The 18,446-nt window shown below is 71.9% G+C and carries 15 protein-coding genes and 2 pseudogenes; 7 read left to right on the forward strand and 10 right to left on the reverse strand.

Translation table 11 applies throughout. The features are described from left to right. From ESP51_RS21140 to mtrA, 4 genes and pseudogenes are all read right to left on the reverse strand, one after another. Nucleotides 1–306, reverse strand: a pseudogene (locus tag ESP51_RS21140) (ComF family protein); the annotation flags it as partial. A 98-nt stretch (nt 307–404) separates the two neighbouring features. Then, a complete protein-coding gene (locus ESP51_RS18755) occupies nt 405–2,090 on the reverse strand; it encodes an LpqB family beta-propeller domain-containing protein (protein ID WP_129522411.1) in 1,686 nt (561 codons plus the stop codon). Further along, nucleotides 2,083–3,759 (reverse strand): MtrAB system histidine kinase MtrB, encoded by a 1,677-nt coding sequence (mtrB, locus tag ESP51_RS18760; RefSeq protein ID WP_129522412.1) that lies wholly within the window; start codon nt 3,757–3,759, stop codon nt 2,083–2,085. Before mtrB ends, ESP51_RS18755 begins: the two co-directional genes overlap by 8 nt. Nucleotides 3,760–3,767: 8 nt before the next feature. Continuing rightward, complete coding sequence (gene mtrA / locus ESP51_RS18765; protein WP_129522413.1) at nt 3,768–4,448, reverse strand: MtrAB system response regulator MtrA; 681 nt, start codon at nt 4,446–4,448, stop codon at nt 3,768–3,770. Nucleotides 4,449–4,613: 165 nt separating this feature from the next. On the opposite strand from mtrA, the gene ESP51_RS18770 reads away from it, so the two are divergent. The 5 genes from ESP51_RS18770 to ESP51_RS18790 are packed head-to-tail and all read left to right on the forward strand — an operon-like array spanning nt 4,614 to nt 10,149. Then, complete coding sequence (locus ESP51_RS18770) at nt 4,614–5,852, forward strand: DUF7847 domain-containing protein (RefSeq protein ID WP_129522414.1); 1,239 nt, start codon at nt 4,614–4,616, stop codon at nt 5,850–5,852. Next, nucleotides 5,843–6,499: a DUF4129 domain-containing protein gene (locus ESP51_RS18775; RefSeq protein WP_129522415.1), complete on the forward strand. Its 657-nt coding sequence runs from the start codon at nt 5,843–5,845 to the stop codon at nt 6,497–6,499. Before ESP51_RS18770 ends, ESP51_RS18775 begins: the two co-directional genes overlap by 10 nt. Then, on the forward strand, nt 6,496–7,839 hold the full coding sequence (locus ESP51_RS18780) for a DUF4350 domain-containing protein (protein ID WP_129522416.1): 1,344 nt from the start codon (nt 6,496–6,498) through the stop codon (nt 7,837–7,839). Before ESP51_RS18775 ends, ESP51_RS18780 begins: the two co-directional genes overlap by 4 nt. Beyond that, nucleotides 7,836–8,810 (forward strand): AAA family ATPase, encoded by a 975-nt coding sequence (locus tag ESP51_RS18785; RefSeq protein WP_129522417.1) that lies wholly within the window; start codon nt 7,836–7,838, stop codon nt 8,808–8,810. Before ESP51_RS18780 ends, ESP51_RS18785 begins: the two co-directional genes overlap by 4 nt. 1 nt (nt 8,811) lies before the next feature. Then, nucleotides 8,812–10,149: a DUF58 domain-containing protein gene (locus tag ESP51_RS18790; RefSeq protein WP_129522418.1), complete on the forward strand. Its 1,338-nt coding sequence runs from the start codon at nt 8,812–8,814 to the stop codon at nt 10,147–10,149. Nucleotides 10,150–10,190: 41 nt separating this feature from the next. On the opposite strand, the gene ESP51_RS18795 is transcribed toward ESP51_RS18790, so the two are convergent. Continuing rightward, on the reverse strand, nt 10,191–11,186 hold the full coding sequence (locus ESP51_RS18795; protein WP_129522419.1) for a stage II sporulation protein M: 996 nt from the start codon (nt 11,184–11,186) through the stop codon (nt 10,191–10,193). Nucleotides 11,187–11,203: 17 nt separating this feature from the next. Here ESP51_RS18795 and ESP51_RS18800 point away from each other — a divergent pair, with 17 nt between their 5' ends. Then, a complete protein-coding gene (locus tag ESP51_RS18800) occupies nt 11,204–12,046 on the forward strand; it encodes an RDD family protein (RefSeq protein WP_129522420.1) in 843 nt (280 codons plus the stop codon). A gap of 18 nt (nt 12,047–12,064) precedes the next feature. Here the strand turns inward: ESP51_RS18800 and ahcY are convergent, their stop codons facing one another. From ahcY to ESP51_RS18815, 3 genes are all read right to left on the reverse strand, one after another. After that, nucleotides 12,065–13,543: an adenosylhomocysteinase gene (ahcY, locus tag ESP51_RS18805; protein WP_129522425.1), complete on the reverse strand. Its 1,479-nt coding sequence runs from the start codon at nt 13,541–13,543 to the stop codon at nt 12,065–12,067. Between the two features lie 151 nt (nt 13,544–13,694). Beyond that, nucleotides 13,695–15,128, reverse strand: a complete 1,434-nt coding sequence (locus ESP51_RS18810; RefSeq protein WP_129522421.1) for a phosphomannomutase/phosphoglucomutase — start codon at nt 15,126–15,128, stop codon at nt 13,695–13,697. Further along, nucleotides 15,125–15,340: a DUF3499 family protein gene (locus ESP51_RS18815; protein ID WP_129522422.1), complete on the reverse strand. Its 216-nt coding sequence runs from the start codon at nt 15,338–15,340 to the stop codon at nt 15,125–15,127. Before ESP51_RS18815 ends, ESP51_RS18810 begins: the two co-directional genes overlap by 4 nt. A 45-nt stretch (nt 15,341–15,385) precedes the next feature. Here ESP51_RS18815 and ESP51_RS18820 point away from each other — a divergent pair, with 45 nt between their 5' ends. Next, on the forward strand, nt 15,386–15,829 hold the full coding sequence (locus ESP51_RS18820) for a hypothetical protein (protein ID WP_129522423.1): 444 nt from the start codon (nt 15,386–15,388) through the stop codon (nt 15,827–15,829). Nucleotides 15,830–15,832: 3 nt separating this feature from the next. Here ESP51_RS18820 and ESP51_RS18825 read toward each other — a convergent pair whose 3' ends face one another. Beyond that, a complete protein-coding gene (locus ESP51_RS18825) occupies nt 15,833–17,287 on the reverse strand; it encodes a DUF5719 family protein (protein ID WP_129522424.1) in 1,455 nt (484 codons plus the stop codon). Beyond that, nucleotides 17,277–18,446, reverse strand: a pseudogene (locus ESP51_RS20730) (hypothetical protein); the annotation flags it as partial. The pseudogene ESP51_RS20730 and the gene ESP51_RS18825, both read right to left, overlap by 11 nt.

The raw sequence follows: 18,446 nt of genomic DNA on the forward strand, positions 1-18,446 counted from the left end.
CGCGAGCGCGAGCGCCGGCGCGGCATCCGTGCGCCCGCCGTCCTTGAACTCCCCGATGGCCGACGCGACGGGGCCCGCGTACTGGAGCGCCGCCCACGCGCTGAGACCGGGCCGCTCGACGAGGTGCGGCGCGGCGGCGAGCGCGAGGCGACACGCATCGCAGACCGCGCGGTCGGGCTCACCGCAGCCTGCGCACCTGACGGGCAGCACCACGGCGAGCGCGTCGAGCGCAGCTCGCTCGAGGCCCCCGACGGCACTGCGAGCGAGCGACGGAAGGGACGGAAGAGGGATCGGATGCTGCGACATCCGCTCAGCCTGCGCCGCAACCGCCCCTCAGCGGCTCGCCGAGGCATCGACGTCGACGGCAGCGGTGCCGGGGCCGCATGTCGAGGAGAAGTCGCGGCTCAGTTCGGTTGCTGGACCGCGGTGAAGCGGACGATGAGGTCGGAGGTGCGCGCCTGCCAGCCGACGCCGCTCCGCACATTCAGGGCGCCGGCCGACGTGAGCACCCGGATGTCGGTGATGCTGTTGCCGCCATCGAGCAGGACGCCGCCGTCGGGGCCCTGCCGATCGCTCGCGAAGCCGCCGATCTCCTGCGTGACGAGCCGCGTGGTTCCGTCGGGCAACGCGGTGAGCGAGGCGACGTTGCTCGCGTCGAGCCACGCGACGTCGAGCGGCGTGCCGGCGGTGTCGTCGAGCCGGAGCGCCATCGGACCGAGCGCGATGCGACCGTCAGTGTCGCGCTGGATCGACGCGACGACGAACTGCGTGCGTGCGCCGTCGCCGACGAGTGCGATCAGGCGCGTCGAGTCGCGGGACACCTCGATCGCGGCGATCGAGGACCCGCCCCAGGGCACGTCGAGCGGCTGGTCGGTTCCATCGGGAGCGAACACGACGAGCTGGTCGGGCGACCCCCGTGGCACCGACCACACGTAGCCCGCGCCGTCGATCGCGGGCACGACGAGGTCTGCGCGCGGATCGAGGAGCACCGGTGCCTCCCCGGCGAGGACGAGTGAGACTCCACCTGCGGAGCGCACTGCCGCCGACTCCGCATCGGGTCCGAGCGCCGCGCCGGTGGGTGCGAGTGTCTCGACCTCCGCTGAAAGTCCGGGAATCGGGTCGATACTCTCGCCCGACGTGGCGAGGTAGCCGAACGAGGCCCCGTCGTAGACCACGGGCCGCTGGGCGACGCGAGGGTTCACGACCACTTGCCCCGGCAGGTCGGGCACGTCCTGCTCGAGGCCGTTGAGCGAGAGCGTGACCCTGGAGACGTTGCGCACCTTGCCGACGAGGCTCGCGTCGAGTTGCTCCTGCATGCGCTGCACCGTGAGCAGGTCATCGAAGGCGGCTCCCGACAGGTCGACGCTCGCGACGGTGCCGTCGACCGGCACGGCGTCGGGGTCGAGGCGCACGCCATCGGGGAACGCCGAGACGACGCCGGGAGCGAGCCACTCCGCCGGGCCCGTGAGCAGGGCCTTCACGATGCTCGTCTGCACCGAGTCGCGGCCGGCGAACCAGCGCACGTCGGGAACGAGGTAGCGGTACTCGGGGTCGAAGTAGTAGAGCGCATGCTTGCGGAAGACGCTCGCGAAGTTCGCCTCGTCGATCACGACGCCCGGCGGAGCCTCCGAGATGCGCCATTGGCCGTCGACCTGCTCGAGACGGTACGGCAGCGGGATGGCGGCACGCGACTCGGTCACGGCGTACTGGCCGCCGGCCGTGAGCGAGGCGACGGGAGTGACCTCGACGATCATCGACGACTCATCGATCGCGATGGGCCTGCGGGCGCCGGTGTAGATGGTCGCTGCAGCGTCGGCCTGCCATTCGTCGGCGAAGGCCGGGGTGAGGAACTGGCGCGCCACCCGGTAGTTGTTCCCGGGGCTGACCGCGGCGTCCATGAAGCCCTGCACGATCTGCTCGGGCGTGCCGTCGACGATCGGGCCCGGCGCGATGATGTCGAACTCGGGGTCCTCGTCGACGACCGCCGAGTTCCCGGCGTTCACCGCGCCCGAGCTCGGGATCGAGACGCAGCCCGCGAGCATCACGGCAGACATGATGGCGACGGATGCCGCGAACAGGCGCCTACGCATCGTGCACCTCCCGCGCCGCTCCGTCGGCGGGCTCGATCGCCGGCACCACGCCCGTGGGCGCCGGCCCGGTCGCCTCGATGTCGTCGGGAACGAGCGGAAGCGGCGACTCGACGGCGTCGGCATCCTTCGTTCGCGGCAGCGTCAACCTGAAGACGGTGCCGTGACCGGGCTCCGACCACACGTCGAGGGCGCCGCCGTGCGCCACCGCGTCTTCGAGGGCGATCGCGAGGCCCAGCCCCGTGCCGCCGATCGTGCGCATGCGGCTGGGATCGGCGCGCCAGAACCGGTCGAAGACGCGAGCCTGGGCCTCTTCGGTCATGCCCATGCCGTAGTCGCGCACCGAGAGGGCGATCGCTGATTCATTGCTGTCGACGGCCACGACGATCGGACGCCCCTCTCCGTGCTCGATCGCGTTGCCGAGGAGGTTGCGCACGATGCGCCGGATGCGCCGCGGGTCGACGTCGGCGTCGAGGTGCCCGCCGGGCGCCTCGAGCCGCAGTTCACTGCCCCGTTCGCGGGCGAGCTCGTGCATCGACTGGATCGCATCGCCCGCGAGGTGCACGAGGTTCGTGGGCTCGGTCGCGAGTTCCACGGAGCCCGCGTCGTATCGGCTGATCTCGAGCAGGTCGGCGAGCAGCGTCTCGAATCGATCGGTCTGCGTGTGCAGGAGCTCGACGGTGCGAGCCGTGGGACCGGGGAAGTCGTCGCGCTGGCCGTAGAGCACGTCGCCGGCGAGCCGGATCGTCGTGAGCGGTGTGCGCAGCTCGTGCGAGACATCCGAGACGAACCGCTGCTGCATCACCGAGAGCTCGGCGAGCTCCCTGATGCGGGCCTGCAGGCTGTCGGCCATGCCGTTGAACGACCCGGCGAGGGTCGCGAGCTCGTCTTCGCCCTTCGACGGCATACGCACGCCGAGGTCTCCGGCCGCCAGCCTGCGGCTCGTGGCCGCGACCGTGCGGATCGGCTCGATCACCCAGCGCACCACGAGGAAGGTGACCGAGCTGAGCAGGGCGAGCAGCGCGGCGGCGCCGACGATGCCGGTGAGCTGCATGAAGGCGAGGGTCTCTTGGGCATTCTCGAAGTTGTAGCCGATGTACAGCTCGTATCGGCCGGCGGCGGGCACGACGAGATCCGAGCCGACGACCACGCCGGGGTCGCTGCTGCCGTCGTCTTCGGTGATGGCGACCGACTGCCAGAACTGCTGGTCGGGGTTCTCCTCGATCCGGTTGCGCAGCTCTGGGGTGATGACGCCGCCGAGGCTCGGCGCCACGATGTCGGGCGGCGCGTTCTGGCTGAACGCCTCAGTCGGGTCCCGGTAGACGGCGACAGCCCGACTCCCCGACACCCGGATGACCTGATCGAGCGCGTCGCTCATCACACCCTGCAGCGAGGCGCGGTCGGCTGCGTCGGACGAGTCGAGGATCCGCTGCGCGGCCGTCGTCGCCTGGTTGGAGGCACCGAGCACTTGGTCGAGCTGCTGCCTGAACAGGTTGGAGGCGACGCTGAACGAGATGTAGAGGCCGATCACGAAGATCGCGAGCGACGACAGCGCGAGCGTGATGATGACGGTGCGGAACTGCAGCGAGCGCCGCCAGAGCGCCGCGAGCTGCCGCGGCAGCGCGCGCCACCTCGCCGCGGAGAAGATCGCCGGGGACTGGCCCGCAGACATCCGTAGCCCTAGGTGGTCGCGCCGGCCCGGTAGCCGACGCCGCGCACGGTCATGACGATGCGCGGGTTGTCGGGATCGTGCTCGACCTTCGCGCGGAGCCGCTGCACGTGCACGTTCACGAGCCGGGTGTCGGCCTTGTAGTGATAGCCCCACACCTGCTCGAGGAGCATCTCACGCGTGAACACCTGCTGCGGCTTCGACGCGAGCGTGTGGAGCAGGTCGAACTCGAGCGGCGTGAGGTTGATCTGCTCATCGCCGCGACGCACCTCGTGACCGGCCGCGTCGATGATGAGGTCGCCGATGCCGAGGGTGTCGGTGGCGGGATCGGGTGCCGGCCGCAGGCGCGTGCGGATGCGGGCGACGAGCTCCTTCGGGTTGAAGGGCTTCACCATGTAGTCGTCGGCGCCCGACTCGAGCCCCTTCACGACGTCGGTCGTGTCGGATTTCGCAGTGAGCATGATGATCGGCGTGCCGGACTCCGCGCGGATGCGACCGCACACCTCGATGCCGTCGATGCCCGGAAGCATGAGGTCAAGCAGCACGAGGTCGGGCTTCGTCTCCCGGAACGCAGCGAGCGCACCCGTGCCGTCGGCGCAGAACGCCGGCTCGAAGCCCTCCGTGCGCAGCACGATGCCGATCATCTCCGCGAGGGCCGTGTCGTCATCGACGACGAGTACGCGTGGGTTCATACGTTCGGTTTCCTTCGGGGCCGCGGTGTTGCCGGCCGACTGCAGTGGCTCAAGCGTAGTCGTTCGAGGCCGGAAGACGGCCGAACGTCCCGGCTGCGCGCGAATCCCGCCGGGAAGGCGAAATGTGACAGCATTGGGAGCATCCGCCGGAAGGAGCGCACGCACGTGTCAGATCAGGACTGGCAGGCACCCGGTGGGGCGCCCAACGGGGGTTCGGCACCGGATGCCGCGGGCACGCCATATGGCGCTCCGGCGAACGTGCCTCCGGCACCCGGCACGCCCCCGCCGCTGCCACCGCTGCCACCGCCCGGAGCGTATGGAGCGTATGCGCCGCAGCCGGGCATCCCAGGGGGCTGGACGCCGCCCCCGAAGCCCGGCCTGCTCCCCTTGCGTCCGCTGAGCTTCGGAACCCTGCTGTGGGCGCCGTTCCGCACCCTCCGGCGCAACCCCGCTGCGACGTTCGGCAGCGGACTCGTCGTGCAGCTCGTATCGGTGATCGCGACCGCGGCGGTCGTCGTGCCGTTCATGATGTTCGCGATCGGGCGCGTCGAGAGCGCGTCGGATGCGGATTTCGACACGGTCCTCGCCGGCACCGTCGGCGGATTCATCCTGCTCATGCTCGTGCCCGTCGCCATCACGCTCGTCGCGAGCGCGTTCCTCCAGGGCGTGATGGTGCTCGAGGTCGCGAGCGGCACCCTCGGCGACCGGCTCGGATTCGGGGCGCTGTGGCGCCGCACCGCCAAGCGCATCTGGCCGCTCATCGGGTGGACCGCGCTCGTCGCCGCGGCGGTCATCGCCGCCATCGCCGCGCTCGTCGGAATCATCGTGGTGGCTGCGGGGATCTCGCCGACGGCGCTCGGGGTCTCGATCCTCGTCGCCGTGCTACTGGGCCTCGGCCTCGCCGTGCTCGGTGCGTGGATCGGCGTGAAGCTCTCGCTCGTGCCGAGCGTCATCGTGCTCGAGCACGCCGGCCTCGGCGCCGCCATCCGTCGTTCGTGGCAACTCACCGACGGATACTACTGGCGCACCTTCGGCATCCTGCTGCTCGTCAGCGTCATCCTCAACGTCGCAGCCCAAGTGGTCGTGCAGCCGATCTCGCTCGTCGGCACGATCCTCGCCGTGATCATCGATCCCACCGGCGCCGGCACGGCGGTCACCATCACGATCATCACGACCGTGGTGACGATGATCCTCTCGATCCTCATCGGCGCGATCACGGCGGTCGTGCAGGCGGCGCTCGTCGCGGTCCTCTACATCGACCTGCGGATGCGCAAGGAGGGGCTCGACCTCGAGCTCGAACGCCACGTCGAGCTGCGTGACGCCGGCCAGCCGGTCACCGATCCCTACCGGGCTCCCGCGCCATCCGCGCCCGCCGGAAGCGAGCCTGCCGCGACGTGGTCCTGACCTCGCTCGGCGCCTCCCCACTCGATCCCGACGCGCCCGAGGCGCGCCGGTGGCTCCTCGACGAGCTCGCGAAGGCCGAGTACCGCAATGCCGAGCCGAACGCGTTCGACCTCGCGATGGAAGCCGTTCGCGACTGGATCGCGAGCCTGTTCGAGGGTGCCGGCGGCCTGCCGGCTCCCGTCCTGACGCTCCTTCTCGTGCTCCTCGTCGTCGTGCTCGTCGTCGTCGGACTGCTCGTCTTCGGCGTGCCTCGATTGCGACGCCGCCGGCGCACGCTCGCGCCGCTGTTCGACGACCACGACCGCCGCGACCTCGCGACGCTGCACCGGTCCGCGCTCGCTGCGGCAGCGCGGGGCGATTGGCCGCTCGCGATCGAGGAGCGATTCCGCGCCATCGTGCGGGGCATCGTCGAGCGGGATCTCGTGCGAGTGCATCCGGGCACGACGGCACGCGGCTTCACGGATGCCGCGGCACTGCCCTTCCCTGAGCACGCCACCGCGCTCCACGCCGCCGCCGCCGAGTTCGACGGGGTTCGCTACCTCGGCCGTGACGGATCTCAAGACGCCTACGAGCGCCTCACCGCGCTCGAGCGCGACCTCGGCGCGTCCGCACCGGCCGACGCGTGGCCCGAGGAGGCGTCGCGGTGAGCGTGGCACCATCGGCCGCGTCCCTCGCCGATCGCCCGGGCGGCTCGGGCAGCGCCGGAGCGCCCGCCGACCAGACGGATGCCGCGACCGCCATGACGCCGACATTCCGCGCGTTCGTGCGACGTCGTCGCATCTGGATCGTGTTCGCCGCAGTGCTCGTGCTCGGCGCCGTCGTGGCGCTCGCGATCCAGGGCGGCGTGCGCCCTCCCGGAATGACGCTCGGCGCAGACAACCCCGCCCCACTCGGAGCCATGGCGCTCGTCGAGGTGCTCCGCGACCACGGCGTCTCGGTCACCGAGTCTCGATCGCTGGACTCCGCTGTCGACGCTGCCGACCGGGGCGCGACCGTGCTGCTCTACGACGAGTTCGCCCTCCTCGACGAGTCGCGGCTCGATCGCCTCGCGGGCGTCGCGCAACGGCTCGTGGTCGTCGAGCCGGGCTTCGCGGCGCTCGAGGCGCTCGCCCCCGGCGTTCGCCTCGCGGGCGTCGCGAGCGGGCCGATCGACGACGTCGCGTGCGAGCTGCCCGCGGCCGAGCGAGCGGGCGGCCTGGGAGACGGCCAGCGCCTGCTCACGGTCGACGACGACGCTCGAGCTGCCGGCTGGCAGGGCTGCTTCCGAGACGAGGAGTTCGGGTTCGCGCTCGTGTCGGGCGAGGGCGACGACGACGGGCAGGTCACGCTCGTCGCCGCGACGACGGTGTTCGCGAACGAGTCGATCGACGAGGCCGGCAATGCCGCGCTCGCGATCGGGCTCACCGGGGCATCCGACGAACTCGTCTGGTACCTCCCCGGGCCGGGCGACGTCGATGCCAACGCGGCGCCGACCATCGCCGAGCTCACTCCGGGCTGGGTGAGCCCCGTCATGGTCCTGCTCATCGCGGTCGTCATCGCCGCGGGCATCTGGCGCGGGCGCCGTTTCGGCCCGCTCGTCACCGAGAACCTGCCCGTGCATGTGCCGGCCGGTGAGACGAGCGAAGGCCGGGCGAGGCTGTACGCACGCAGCGCTGCCCGCGTCCGCGCCCTCGACCAGTTGCGCATCGGCGCCATCGGTCGCATCGTCGAGGCGCTCAAGCTGCCGCGCTCGGCAGAGCTCGGCGCCGTGACGGATGCCGCGGCGCGCGCGACCGGCCGTGACGAGGCATCCGTGCGCCGACTGCTCGTCGACGCCGAGCCGGGCGGTGATCGCGACCTCGTCGAGCTCGCGGCCGAGCTCGACGTGCTCGAGCATGATGTGCGCGACACGCTTCGGCCCCGCTCCGCAGGACGCGCAGGCCACACAGACCCGGCAGACTCGACAGACTCGACAGACCCCACAGGCCCCGCAGGAAGGCGACCATGACCGATACCACCGCGCTCACCGACGAGGAGCTCCGCGCCGCGCTGAATCGCGTGCGCACCGAGGTCGGCAAGGCCGTCGTCGGGCAGGACGGCGCCGTGACCGGCCTCATCATCGCGCTGCTCACCCGTGGCCACGTGCTGCTCGAGGGCGTGCCGGGCGTCGCCAAGACGCTGCTCGTGCGCACGCTCAGCCGAACGCTGCGGCTCGACACGCGCCGGTTGCAGTTCACCCCCGACCTCATGCCCGGAGACGTCACCGGTTCGCTCGCCTACGACCCGCGTTCGGGCGAGTTCGCGTTCCGCGAGGGGCCGGTGTTCACGAACATCCTGCTCGCCGACGAGATCAACCGCACGCCGCCGAAGACGCAGTCGGCGCTGCTCGAGGCGATGGAGGAGCGTCAGGTCTCCGCCGACGGCGTCACCCGGCCGCTCCCCGACACATTCCTCGTCGCGGCCACGCAGAACCCGATCGAGTACGAGGGCACCTACACGCTTCCCGAGGCACAGCTCGACCGGTTCCTGCTGAAGCTCGTGCTCGACGTGCCCGAGCGCGACGCCGAGGTGTCGCTCCTGCGCCGTCACGCCGACGGGTTCGACCCGCACGACCTCGCCGCGGCCGGGGTCCAGCCGGTGCTGGGCGCGGCCGAGCTCGCCGCTGCGCGGGCTGCGGCATCCGCGGTGCGCGTCTCCGACGATGTGCTGGCCTACGTCGTCGACCTCGCGCGCGCGACCCGCCGGAGCCCGTCGATGCGGCTCGGCGTGAGCCCGCGCGGCGCGACGGGCCTGCTCGCTGCCGCGAAGGCGTGGGCGTGGCTCACCGGATACGACTCCGTCACGCCCGATCACGTGCAGGCGATGCTGCTGCCCGTGTGGCGGCACCGGGTGCAGTTGCGCCCCGAGGCGGAGCTCGAGGGCGTCTCGGTCGATGCCGTACTCCGCAGCATCGTGCAGCAGGTGCAGGTGCCGCTCTGACATGACGATCTCCGGTCGGTTCGCGCTCCTCCTCGCGCTCGGCGTCGTCCCCGTCGTCGCCGCGGGCATCTCCGGCGCGGCCGAAGCATGGATCGCACTCGCCGGATGGCTCACCCTCGCGCTCGGCGCCGGAGTGCTCGACGTCTCGCTCGCGGCGTCGCCCCGGCGCGTCGCGCTCGGCCGGGAGCTGCCCGATCGGGTGCGGCTGGGCGAGACGGTCACCGCAGAGCTCACGGTCCGCAATCTCGGCGGTCGGATGCTGCGTGCCACCGTGCGCGACGGGTGGGAACCCTCGGCGGGCCTCGCCGGGCCGAATCGCACCCCGCTGCTCGTGCCTCCGGGCGAGCGTCGACGCATGACGCTGCAACTCACCCCGTGGCGCCGCGGCGACCGCCGCGTGGCGCAGGTGACGGTGCGGTCGGCGGGTCCCCTCGGCCTGTGGTCGCGGCAGGCGACGCTCGCGGCCCCCGGACGCATCCGCGTGCTGCCGCCGTTCCACTCCCGCGTGCACCTGCCGTCGCGGCTCACGCGGTTGCGCGAGCTCGACGGGCGCACGCCGCTGCTCATCCGTGGCCAGGGCACGGAGTTCGACTCGATCCGCGAGTACGTTCGCGGCGACGACGTGCGATCGATCGACTGGCGTGCCACGGCGCGCCACGCCGACCCCGAGGTGCCCGGCGGCATGCGGCTCATGGTGCGCACCTGGCGGCCCGAACGCGACCGCCGCATCGTGATCGTCGCCGACACCTCGCGCACGGCGGCCGCCCGCATCGCCGACGAACCCCGTCTCGACACGGCGTTCGAGGCATCCCTCCTGCTCGCCGCCCTCGCCTCGCACGCGGGCGACCGGGTCGACTTCCTCGCGTGGGACCGCCGCCTCCGCGGACGCGTGCACGGCGCGAGCGGCCCCGAGCTGCTCGCACGCATGGTCGACACGATGGCCGGCATCGATGCCGAGCTCATCGAGGCCGACTGGTCGTCGGTGCCCGGCCAGGTGCGGCGGGTGACGAGCCGGCGTGCCCTCGTCGTGCTGCTCACCGCGGCCGACTCCCCCGGCAGCTCGCGCGGGCTGCTCTCGATGCTGCCGCAGCTCACCTCCCGGCACACGGTGATCGTCGCTTCCGTGACCGACCCGGCGCTCGTCGAAGCCGGCGGCGCTCGCGGCGATCTCGAGGAGGTCTACCGTGCGGCCGCCGCTGAGCGCGGCCTCATCGACACCGCGCGCGTGGCCGCCGCGATCCGCCGCCTCGGCGCCCTCACGGTCAGCGCCCCTCCGCACGAGCTGCCGCCGGCGCTCGCCGACCGCTACCTCGACCTGAAGGCCTCAGGACAGCTCTGACGCCGCCTGTCGGCTCTTGCAGCCGCTCAGCTCTGAGTTGCTCAGCCCGAGACGATGCGCGTCGCCCCGGCGTCGAACTCGACGAGGTCGCCCGTCTCACCGGCTCTCCACGCGCGGCGGCCGAGCACGAGCATGTACGCGAGGAACCCGGCGAGCGCGAGCACGCCGATGCCGATCTTCACGGGCCACGGCCACGGTGCCGGCGTGACGAAGCCCTCGATGATGCCCGAGACGAAGAGGAAGAACACGAGCCCGATCGCGACGCTGAAGAGCGAGCGTGCGTCTTCGGCGAGGGCGATGCCGCGCGACCTCGGACCGGGCGCGACCCACGCCCAGAAGATACGGAGCCCGGCAGCCGCGGCGACGAATACGCACGTGAGCTCGAGGAGGCCGTGCGGCGCGATGTAGAGGAAGAACGTGTCGGCCTCGTCGTAGGCGAACATGATGGCCGCCGTGATGCCGAGGCTCTGCGCGTTCTGCAGGATGATCCACGGCACCCACACGCCGAGGATGCCGAACGCCACGCATTGTGCGGCGATCCAGGCGTTGTTCGTCCAGACTGCGCCGGCGAACGACGCCGCGGGGTTCTCCGAGTAGTAGGCGACGAAGCCCTCCTCGGCGATCTGGCGGAACTCGGCCTCGGTGCCGAGCGTCGAGAGCACTCGCGGATCGCCGCCGATCCACCACGCATAGAGCGCAGCGACGGCGAAGGTCGCGAGGGCGACGGCGAGGGTCAACCACCGCAGGCGATAGAGGGCGGCGGGAAGGCTCATGAGGGCGAAGCGAGTGAGCTGCCGCAACGGGTTCTCGGGAACCCCGGTGAACTTCAGGCGCGCGCGCGCGAGCGAGATCGACAACCGGTCGCCGAGCGCGGTCGAACCCGCCGTCGTCTGCACGAGCGAGAGGTCGGATGCCGCGGCCTGATACCGCTCGATGAGCTCGTCGGCCTCGGCCCCGCCGAGCCGGCGCGACTTCGCGAGCGCGTCGAGCCGCTCCCAGTCGTCATGACGGGCGGAGGCGAGCGCATCGAGGTCCATCTGCTTGAATACTACCCATGGCCGAAGCGACCGTCGCCGACCGCAGGGTCGCCCGATTCGACGACGAGGGCGTGCTCACGGGCGAGGCCGTCACGCTCGACGTGCGGCCGGCGAGCGCCCTCATGCGAGCGGGCGGCACCGCGATCGACGTGCTCGTGTCGGTCCTGCTCATCGTGGGCCTGCTGCTCGCGCTCGGGCAGCTCTCGGTCGACGAGGCGGCGTTCCGCGCGATCATGATCGCCGGCATCGTGACGTGCATCGTCGTGATTCCCACCGCCGTCGAGACGGCGACCCACGGGCGCTCGCTCGGAAAGCTCGCGCTCGGCCTCCGGGTCGTGCGAGACGACGGCGGCGCGGCGGGATTCCGGCACGCGTTCATCCGCGCACTCACGGGGGTCATCGAGATCTACATGACGTTCGGCGGACTCGCCGTGCTCATCGGCTTCCTGAACCCCTCGTCGAAGCGCCTCGGCGACCTGCTCGCCGGCACGCACGCACAAGTCGAGCGCGTTCCCCACCTGCCGTCGACGGCGTTCGGGGTTCCCTCCGAGCTCGCGTCGTGGTCGGCGATCGCCGACGTCGCTCGCCTGCCCGACCCGCTCGCTCGTCGCGTCGCCGCGTTCTTCCAGAACGCGGAGCACCTCGTGCCCGAGAGTCGTGCGCGCATCGCCGCCGCCCTCGCCGCCGAGGTCATGCCCTTCGTGTCGCCGGTGCCGAACGCCCCGGCCGAGCGCTTTCTCGCGGGTGTCGCTGCGCTCCGCCGCGAACGCGACCTCACCGCGCTCGAGCTCGAGCGCGCGCGCATGTCGACGCTTGCGCCCGTGCTCGACGCAACGCCGAACGGGTTCCCCGAGCGCTGAGGCCGCGGCGACCCGGGCTCAGTACCGGTAGTGGTCGACCTTGTACGGGCCCTCGACCGGCACGCCGATGTACGACGCCTGCTCGGGCGAGAGCTCGGTGAGCTCGACGCCGAGCGCGTCGAGATGCAGGCGCGCGACCTTCTCGTCGAGGTGCTTCGGCAGCACGTACACGCCGATCGGGTACGCCTCGGGGCGCGTCCACAGCTCGATCTGCGCGAGCACCTGGTTCGTGAACGAGTTCGACATCACGAACGACGGATGCCCCGTGGCATTGCCGAGGTTCATGAGCCGCCCCTCGGAGAGCACGAGCACGCTGCGCCCGGTGGGCAGGCGCCACTCGTGCACCTGCGGCTTGATCTCGATGCGCTCGGCGCCCGGCAGCGACTCGAGCGCGGCCATGTCGATCTCGTTGTCGAAGTGGCCCACGTTCGCCACGACGGCGAGGTGCTTGAGGCCGAGGAGGTGCTCGACGCGAACGACGTCTTTGTTGCCGGTGCCTGTGACGAGGATGTCGATCTCGCCGATGACCGACTCGAGTCGAGAGACCTGGTAGCCGTCCATCGCGGCCTGCAGCGCGCAGATGGGGTCGACCTCGCTGACGATGACCCGCGCGCCCTGACCGCGGAGCGCCTCCGCCGCACCCTTGCCGACGTCGCCGTACCCGGCGACGAACGCCACCTTGCCGCCGATGAGCACGTCGGTCGCGCGGTTGAGCCCATCGGGCAGCGAGTGACGGATGCCGTACTTGTTGTCGAACTTCGACTTCGTGACCGAGTCGTTGACGTTGATGGCCGGGAAGAGGAGCGCGCCGGTCGCGTGCAGCTCGTAGAGCCGGTGGACGCCCGTCGTGGTCTCCTCGGTGACGCCCTTCAGGTCGGCGGCGATGCGGGTCCAGCGGTCTGGGGTGAGCTCGAGCGAGCGGCGCAGGGCATCGAGCACGACGCGGTACTCGGCGCTCGCGTCATCCGTCGTCGCGGGCACGGCGCCGGCCGCCTCGAACTCGCGCCCGTGGTGCACGAGCATGGTGGCGTCGCCGCCGTCGTCGAGGATCATGTTGGGGCCGATCCAGTCGGCTCCGGATGCCTCCGCCTCAGCGCTCCAGTCGAAGATGCGGTCGGTGCACCACCAGTACTCCTCGAGCGACTCGCCCTTCCAGGCGAACACGGGCACGCCGGCAGGAGCGTCGACCGTTCCGGTCGGGCCGACGACGACCGCTGCCGCCGCCTCGTCTTGCGTCGAGAAGATGTTGCAGCTCGCCCAGCGCACCTGCGCGCCCAGCGCGACGAGGGTCTCGATGAGCACCGCCGTCTGCACGGTCATGTGCAGGCTGCCGGCGATGCGCGCGCCCGAGAGCGGCTTCGATGCACCGAACTCCTCGCGCAACGCCATCAGGCCGGGCATCTCGTTCTCTGCGAGACGGAGCTGGTGGCGTCCGGCCTCGGCGAGCGAGAGGTCGGCGACCTTGAACGGGAGGGCGGTGGTGACGGCGGCATCCATGCGGACCATTCTCGCAGGCTCGCGCGGCTGGTGGTCACGGGCAAGCGTCATGTTCCCGAGTCTTCCGCGCACGCTCCGCGGCGCTGGCGCGCCGCGAGCGCTTCTGCTGCCGCCTTTCGTGAGCTCGCGCGTCGCTCCGCGCCGCGCGGGCTCACGCCCTGATGAGCCCGAGCACCTCATCGCGGATGGCGGCCATCGTCGCGGCATCCGCGCCCTCGACGTTGAGCCGGAGCAGCGGCTCGGTGTTCGACGGCCGCACGTTGAACCACCAGAACGGTTCGCTCTCGTCGGTGAGGCCGTCGACGGTGAGCCCGTCGAACTCGTCGAAGTCGGCCCGGCCGGTGAACGCCTCGACGATGCGGGTGTATGCCGCCGGGACGTCGGTGACGGTCGAGTTGATCTCGCCCGAGAGGGCGTAGGGCGTGAAGCGGGCCGCGAGCGTGGAGAGCAGGCCGCCCTGCGCGCCGAACTCCGCGAGCACGTGCATCGCGGCGAGCATGCCGTTGTCGGCGCCCCAGAAGTCGCGGAAGTAGTAGTGCGCCGAGTGCTCGCCGCCGAAGACCGCCCCGGTGAGCCGCATCTGGTCTTTGATGAGCGAGTGGCCGACGCGGGTGCGCACGGGCGTCGCACCGGCGCCCTCGATCGTCTCGGGCACGAATCGCGAGGTGATCAGGTTGTGGATGACGCTCACGTCGTCTTCGCCGGCCGCCCGCACTCGCTCGATCTCGCGAAGCGCGACGATGGCGGCGATGGCCGACGGGTCGACGGCGCCGCCGCGCTCGTCGATCACGAAGCACCGGTCGGCGTCGCCGTCGAAGGCGAGCCCGAGATCGGCACCGTGCTCGACGACCGCACGCTGCAGGTCGACGAGGTTCGCCGGATCGAGCGGGTTCGCCTCGTGGTTCGGGAACGTGCCGTCGAGCTCGAAGTAGAGCGGAACGATCTCGAAGGGGAGCGACGGAAGGCCCGCGGCATCGCCGAGGACGGCGGGCACCGTGAGCCCGCCCATGCCGTTGCCCGCGTCGACGACGATCTTCATCGGTCGCACGGCGCTCAGGTCGACGAGCGAGCGGAGGTAGGCGGCGTAGTCGGCGAGCACGTCGGCGTGGAGGACCGAGCCGCTCACCGGGGCATCCGCGATTCCCTGCTCGAGGTAATCTCCGGCCCGGTCGCGGATCGCGGCGAGCCCCGTGTCGAGCGAGATGCCCTGGGCGCCGGCACGGGAGAACTTGATGCCGTTGTAGGCCGCCGGATTGTGGCTCGCCGTGAACATGGCCGCGGGAGCACCCATCGACCCCGATGCGAAGTAGGTCTCATCGGTCGAGCACAGGCCGATCGCCACGACATCGGCGCCGCGCCGCGTGGCGCCGCGCGCGAAGGCCTCGGCGAAGACCGGCGACGAGTCGCGCATGTCGTGCCCCACGACGACACGATCGCCGGTCGCATCGACCTCGTCGACGAATGCCGCGCCGAGCGCCTCGACCGATGCCTCGGTGAGGCCCTCCCCCACGATTCCTCGCACGTCGTAGGCCTTCACGATGGCATTGAGGCGCGCTCGCGCCTCGGATGGTGCAGGCGGATTCATGCCTTGAAACCTACCTCACCGAGCGAGACGTGCCGCACGACCTGCCAGCCCTTCGGGGCCGAGGTGCGGTCGGCATGGCGGGCGCACAGGTCGTAGCCGTGCGGTTCGCGGGTGAGTGCCAACGGGCCGAGCACCGCCATCGAGTCGGCGTAGTCGAAGGTGAGCGTCGCGACCGCTTCTGCGGTGCATGCGGTGCGCGAACAACGTCTCATGGCACCACCAGAGTAGCGAGCGACGCGGACATTACGATGGAGGGTATGCCCCGACCCCGCCGTGTCGCCTCAGTGCCGCGTTCGCCGAGACGACTCGCCCGTGATCGACACGGGCGCGGCATGCGCTCCGCGGTGACGGGTCCGCACCTCGAGCCGATCCGCACCCGGCTCGACGAGTTCGATTTCACGATCGCCACGACGGCCGCCTACCTTCGCGGGCTGTGGCCCGAGCTCGAGGGTGTCGTGTTCGAGGTCGCACAGGGCCCCGCCGACGCGATCCACGGCGATCACGTCGATCGGTGGAAGGTCTTCCACGACGAGCGGCGCATCGTCTTCTTCCGGCTGCCGATCGTGCGATTCCTGCGGCTCCAAGACGGCGAGGAGCGGGAAGAGAAGCTCCTCATCGAGAGCTGCGTGTTCCGCGCGATCGCCGAGCTGCTCGGCAAAGACCCCTGGGAGCTCGCCCCGGGGCGCTACCGGCACCTCTGAGGCTCAGCGCGGGTAGACGCGGATCGGCGCATCCTGCGCGCCCGGCGGCTGCACACCGAACGAGGCGAGTGCGGCGGCGCCCGAGAACGACACCGACGCGTGCAGTCCCTCGGTTCCGGCGAGTCGCACCACCGCGCCGGGCGCGAGCGCGACGCTCGCCGCGCCGCCCGCCGGCACCGTCACGGCGCGCTCGGTGCCGTCGATGGTGACCGTCGTCTCCGTGGCATCCGTGCCGGTGCTCGCGAGATGCAGCACGGGCGAGGGGCCTTGCGGCACGACGACCACGCCGTCGTCGAGCAGGGGCGTCGTCGCGACGGTCCAGGCGAGGTCGACGGATGCCGCGGCATCCGCTCCCCCGGATTCGGCCGGCACGCCCGTCGTCGCCCGCGCCGCCGCCACGACCGGGGCGTCGGCCTCGATGCGAAGCGTGTAGCTGCCGGCGGCGAGCACGCCGAGCGGCACGTCACTCACCCGACCGGGCTGGAGCGTCACATCGATCGTCGACCCGCTCGCGCCCGTATCGGAGACGATGCCGATCGACGCCTCCACGGGGTCGTCGCCCGGAGCGAAGAGTCGCACTGCGGGGAAGTCGTCGCCGAGGGCGTGGTCGTCGGCGGGGTCGACTCCGCCTGCTTTCGCGACGACGAAGCCCGGGATCACCTGGCGGGTCGATGGCATCGCCGTGGCGCCAGAGAGCTCGACGCCCGCTGGGGCGAGGCCTTGCACGACGGAGTGCTCCAGGCTCGCGACGATCGCGCCACCGCTGCTCTCGACGTGCACGACCGGCGATTCCAGGTTCGGGGCGAGCCCGGCGAGCGAGAGCACGCGCTGGTTGCCCGCCGGCACGATGATGCCGAGCGCCGACGCCGCCTCGACCGGGCCGGACTCGCCCGACACGCGCACGTCGACGGTTGCGGCGACATCGGTCGGGTTCGAGAGCAACACGAGGCTCGTGCGGCCGAGGTTCGTGGCGCCCGCGACGAGCCAGGTGTCGGCGAAGGCCTCTGCGCACGCCGCTGCCGCGAAGCCAGCGACCGTCTCGGTCGCGGCCGTCTGCGATTGCGCACCCGCGAGCATGCCCACTGCGACCTCGCCGGGCTCCGCGGCGATCACGGTCGGCGTCCCGTCGCGATCGGCGCGCGGGTTCTCGGATGCCGTGACCGGCGCCTGCTCGATGGCCGCCGTCGCGGGCTCGGCGCCGGTGACGACCGCCGCCGAGCCCACGGATGAGGCGGTGGTGGCCGCCGCCGCGTCGTCGGCGAGGGTCATCAGCGGACCGGGGCAAACGCGCTGCTGCCGGCTCTCGGCTGGCTGCACGACGAGGGACGGCGCACTCGTGCGGTGTTCGGGCCACGGCACGATCGCCGCGGCGGTGAGCGCGGCGGCGGCGAGCGCGGCCGCCACGAGGAAGGCGGCGGCTCGGCCGCCGATGCGAGCGATCGTGCGTCTAGCGAGCATCGTCGTCTCCCCCCGGGTCGGCGGGATCGGTGGGCGGCGCGGCGCCGTCGGGATCGTCGGGAACGGCTTCGCCGCGCGCAGACACGGGAACGGGCACGTCGCCGTCGGTGGGATCGGCGTCGCCGGAGATGGGAGCCTCACGGTCGTCGAGCTCGTCGGCCACGCCGACCTCGTCGGCCGCCCCACCGGCCTCGCCGTCGGTGGCCGCCTCGGTCGTCGCCTCGTCTGGCGTCGCGTCGCCGGCAGCCGTCTCGTCTGCCGTCGCGTCTTCCGCAGCCGTCTCGTCTGCCGTCGAGTCATCCGCGGCCGCCTCAGCGGCAGTCGAGTCATCCGGTGGCCCAGCCGCAGCCGCAGCCGCAGTCGCCGGAGGCACTCCGCGCCGCCGGCGAACCGGGCGGCGATCGGTCTCGCGACCGGCGCCCGTGGGGATCGAGAGCAGCAGCGCGGCGCCGATGACGACGAGCTGCACGAGCGTGATCACGGTGGTGAGCCAGCCGCCTGCCCGCGCGGGGATGCGTGCCGCCTCGGCGTCGGGTTCGGCCGCGGCGAACCGCCACAGGGTGCCGAAGTCGGTCTCGCCGACCGCGACGAGCGCGGCGTTGCCGTCGAGCGCCGTGCGGGCACGCTCCGCGGTGGCCACGGCGTCTCGGTTCTCGTCGTCGGCGGGAGCGGCGAGGAGCACGAACGCGACGCCGAACTCACGGGTCGCGGCCGTCGGGTCGAAGCCGCTCCGGGAGGCCAGGTTGCCCGCGATGGTCGCGAGCTCCTCGTCGTCGGCGCTGAGTTCCTCACTCGTCTGGACGAGGGTCGACTGCTCGTCGAGCGTGGTTCCGGAGCCGTGCTCGAGCGTCGCGCGAAGGCCGCCGTCGGCCTCGGGCTCGATGCGCAGCGTCGTGACGCGTGGATCGGCGTCGGCCTCTGCCGCCACGAAGGCCGGGAGCGTGCGCTCCGCGGCAGGGGAGATCGCGGCACCGCCCGTGGCGATCGCGAATGCGGTCGGAAGCACCGCCGCGGCGGCGCACACGGTGACGAGGGCGCCGGCGATGGCACTGCCACGACGGAGGGCGCCGAGCGCGACGACGGCGGCGAGGGTGAGGCCGAGCCACTCGAGGCTGAGGCCGGCGCCGGCCCAGACGGGCACGGCCGCCGGACCGACGAC

Origin of the sequence: Agromyces albus (assembly GCF_004134825.1) — a bacterium.
GTDB classification, from domain to species: Bacteria; Actinomycetota; Actinomycetes; order Actinomycetales; family Microbacteriaceae; genus Agromyces; species Agromyces albus.

Coding starts and splice junctions, on each gene's coding strand:
- ESP51_RS18810 (WP_129522421.1), bottom strand. CDS start 15,128: ATGAATCCGCCTGCACCATCCGAGGCGCGAGCGCGCCTCAATGCCATC.
- ESP51_RS18820 (WP_129522423.1), top strand. CDS start 15,386: ATGCCCCGACCCCGCCGTGTCGCCTCAGTGCCGCGTTCGCCGAGACGA.
- ESP51_RS18790 (WP_129522418.1), top strand. CDS start 8,812: ATGACGATCTCCGGTCGGTTCGCGCTCCTCCTCGCGCTCGGCGTCGTC.
- ESP51_RS18825 (WP_129522424.1), bottom strand. CDS start 17,287: ATGCTCGCTAGACGCACGATCGCTCGCATCGGCGGCCGAGCCGCCGCC.
- ESP51_RS18815 (WP_129522422.1), bottom strand. CDS start 15,340: ATGAGACGTTGTTCGCGCACCGCATGCACCGCAGAAGCGGTCGCGACG.
- ESP51_RS18755 (WP_129522411.1), bottom strand. CDS start 2,090: ATGCGTAGGCGCCTGTTCGCGGCATCCGTCGCCATCATGTCTGCCGTG.
- ahcY (WP_129522425.1), bottom strand. CDS start 13,543: ATGGATGCCGCCGTCACCACCGCCCTCCCGTTCAAGGTCGCCGACCTC.
- mtrB (WP_129522412.1), bottom strand. CDS start 3,759: ATGTCTGCGGGCCAGTCCCCGGCGATCTTCTCCGCGGCGAGGTGGCGC.
- mtrA (WP_129522413.1), bottom strand. CDS start 4,448: ATGAACCCACGCGTACTCGTCGTCGATGACGACACGGCCCTCGCGGAG.
- ESP51_RS18795 (WP_129522419.1), bottom strand. CDS start 11,186: ATGGACCTCGATGCGCTCGCCTCCGCCCGTCATGACGACTGGGAGCGG.
- ESP51_RS18800 (WP_129522420.1), top strand. CDS start 11,204: ATGGCCGAAGCGACCGTCGCCGACCGCAGGGTCGCCCGATTCGACGAC.
- ESP51_RS18785 (WP_129522417.1), top strand. CDS start 7,836: ATGACCGATACCACCGCGCTCACCGACGAGGAGCTCCGCGCCGCGCTG.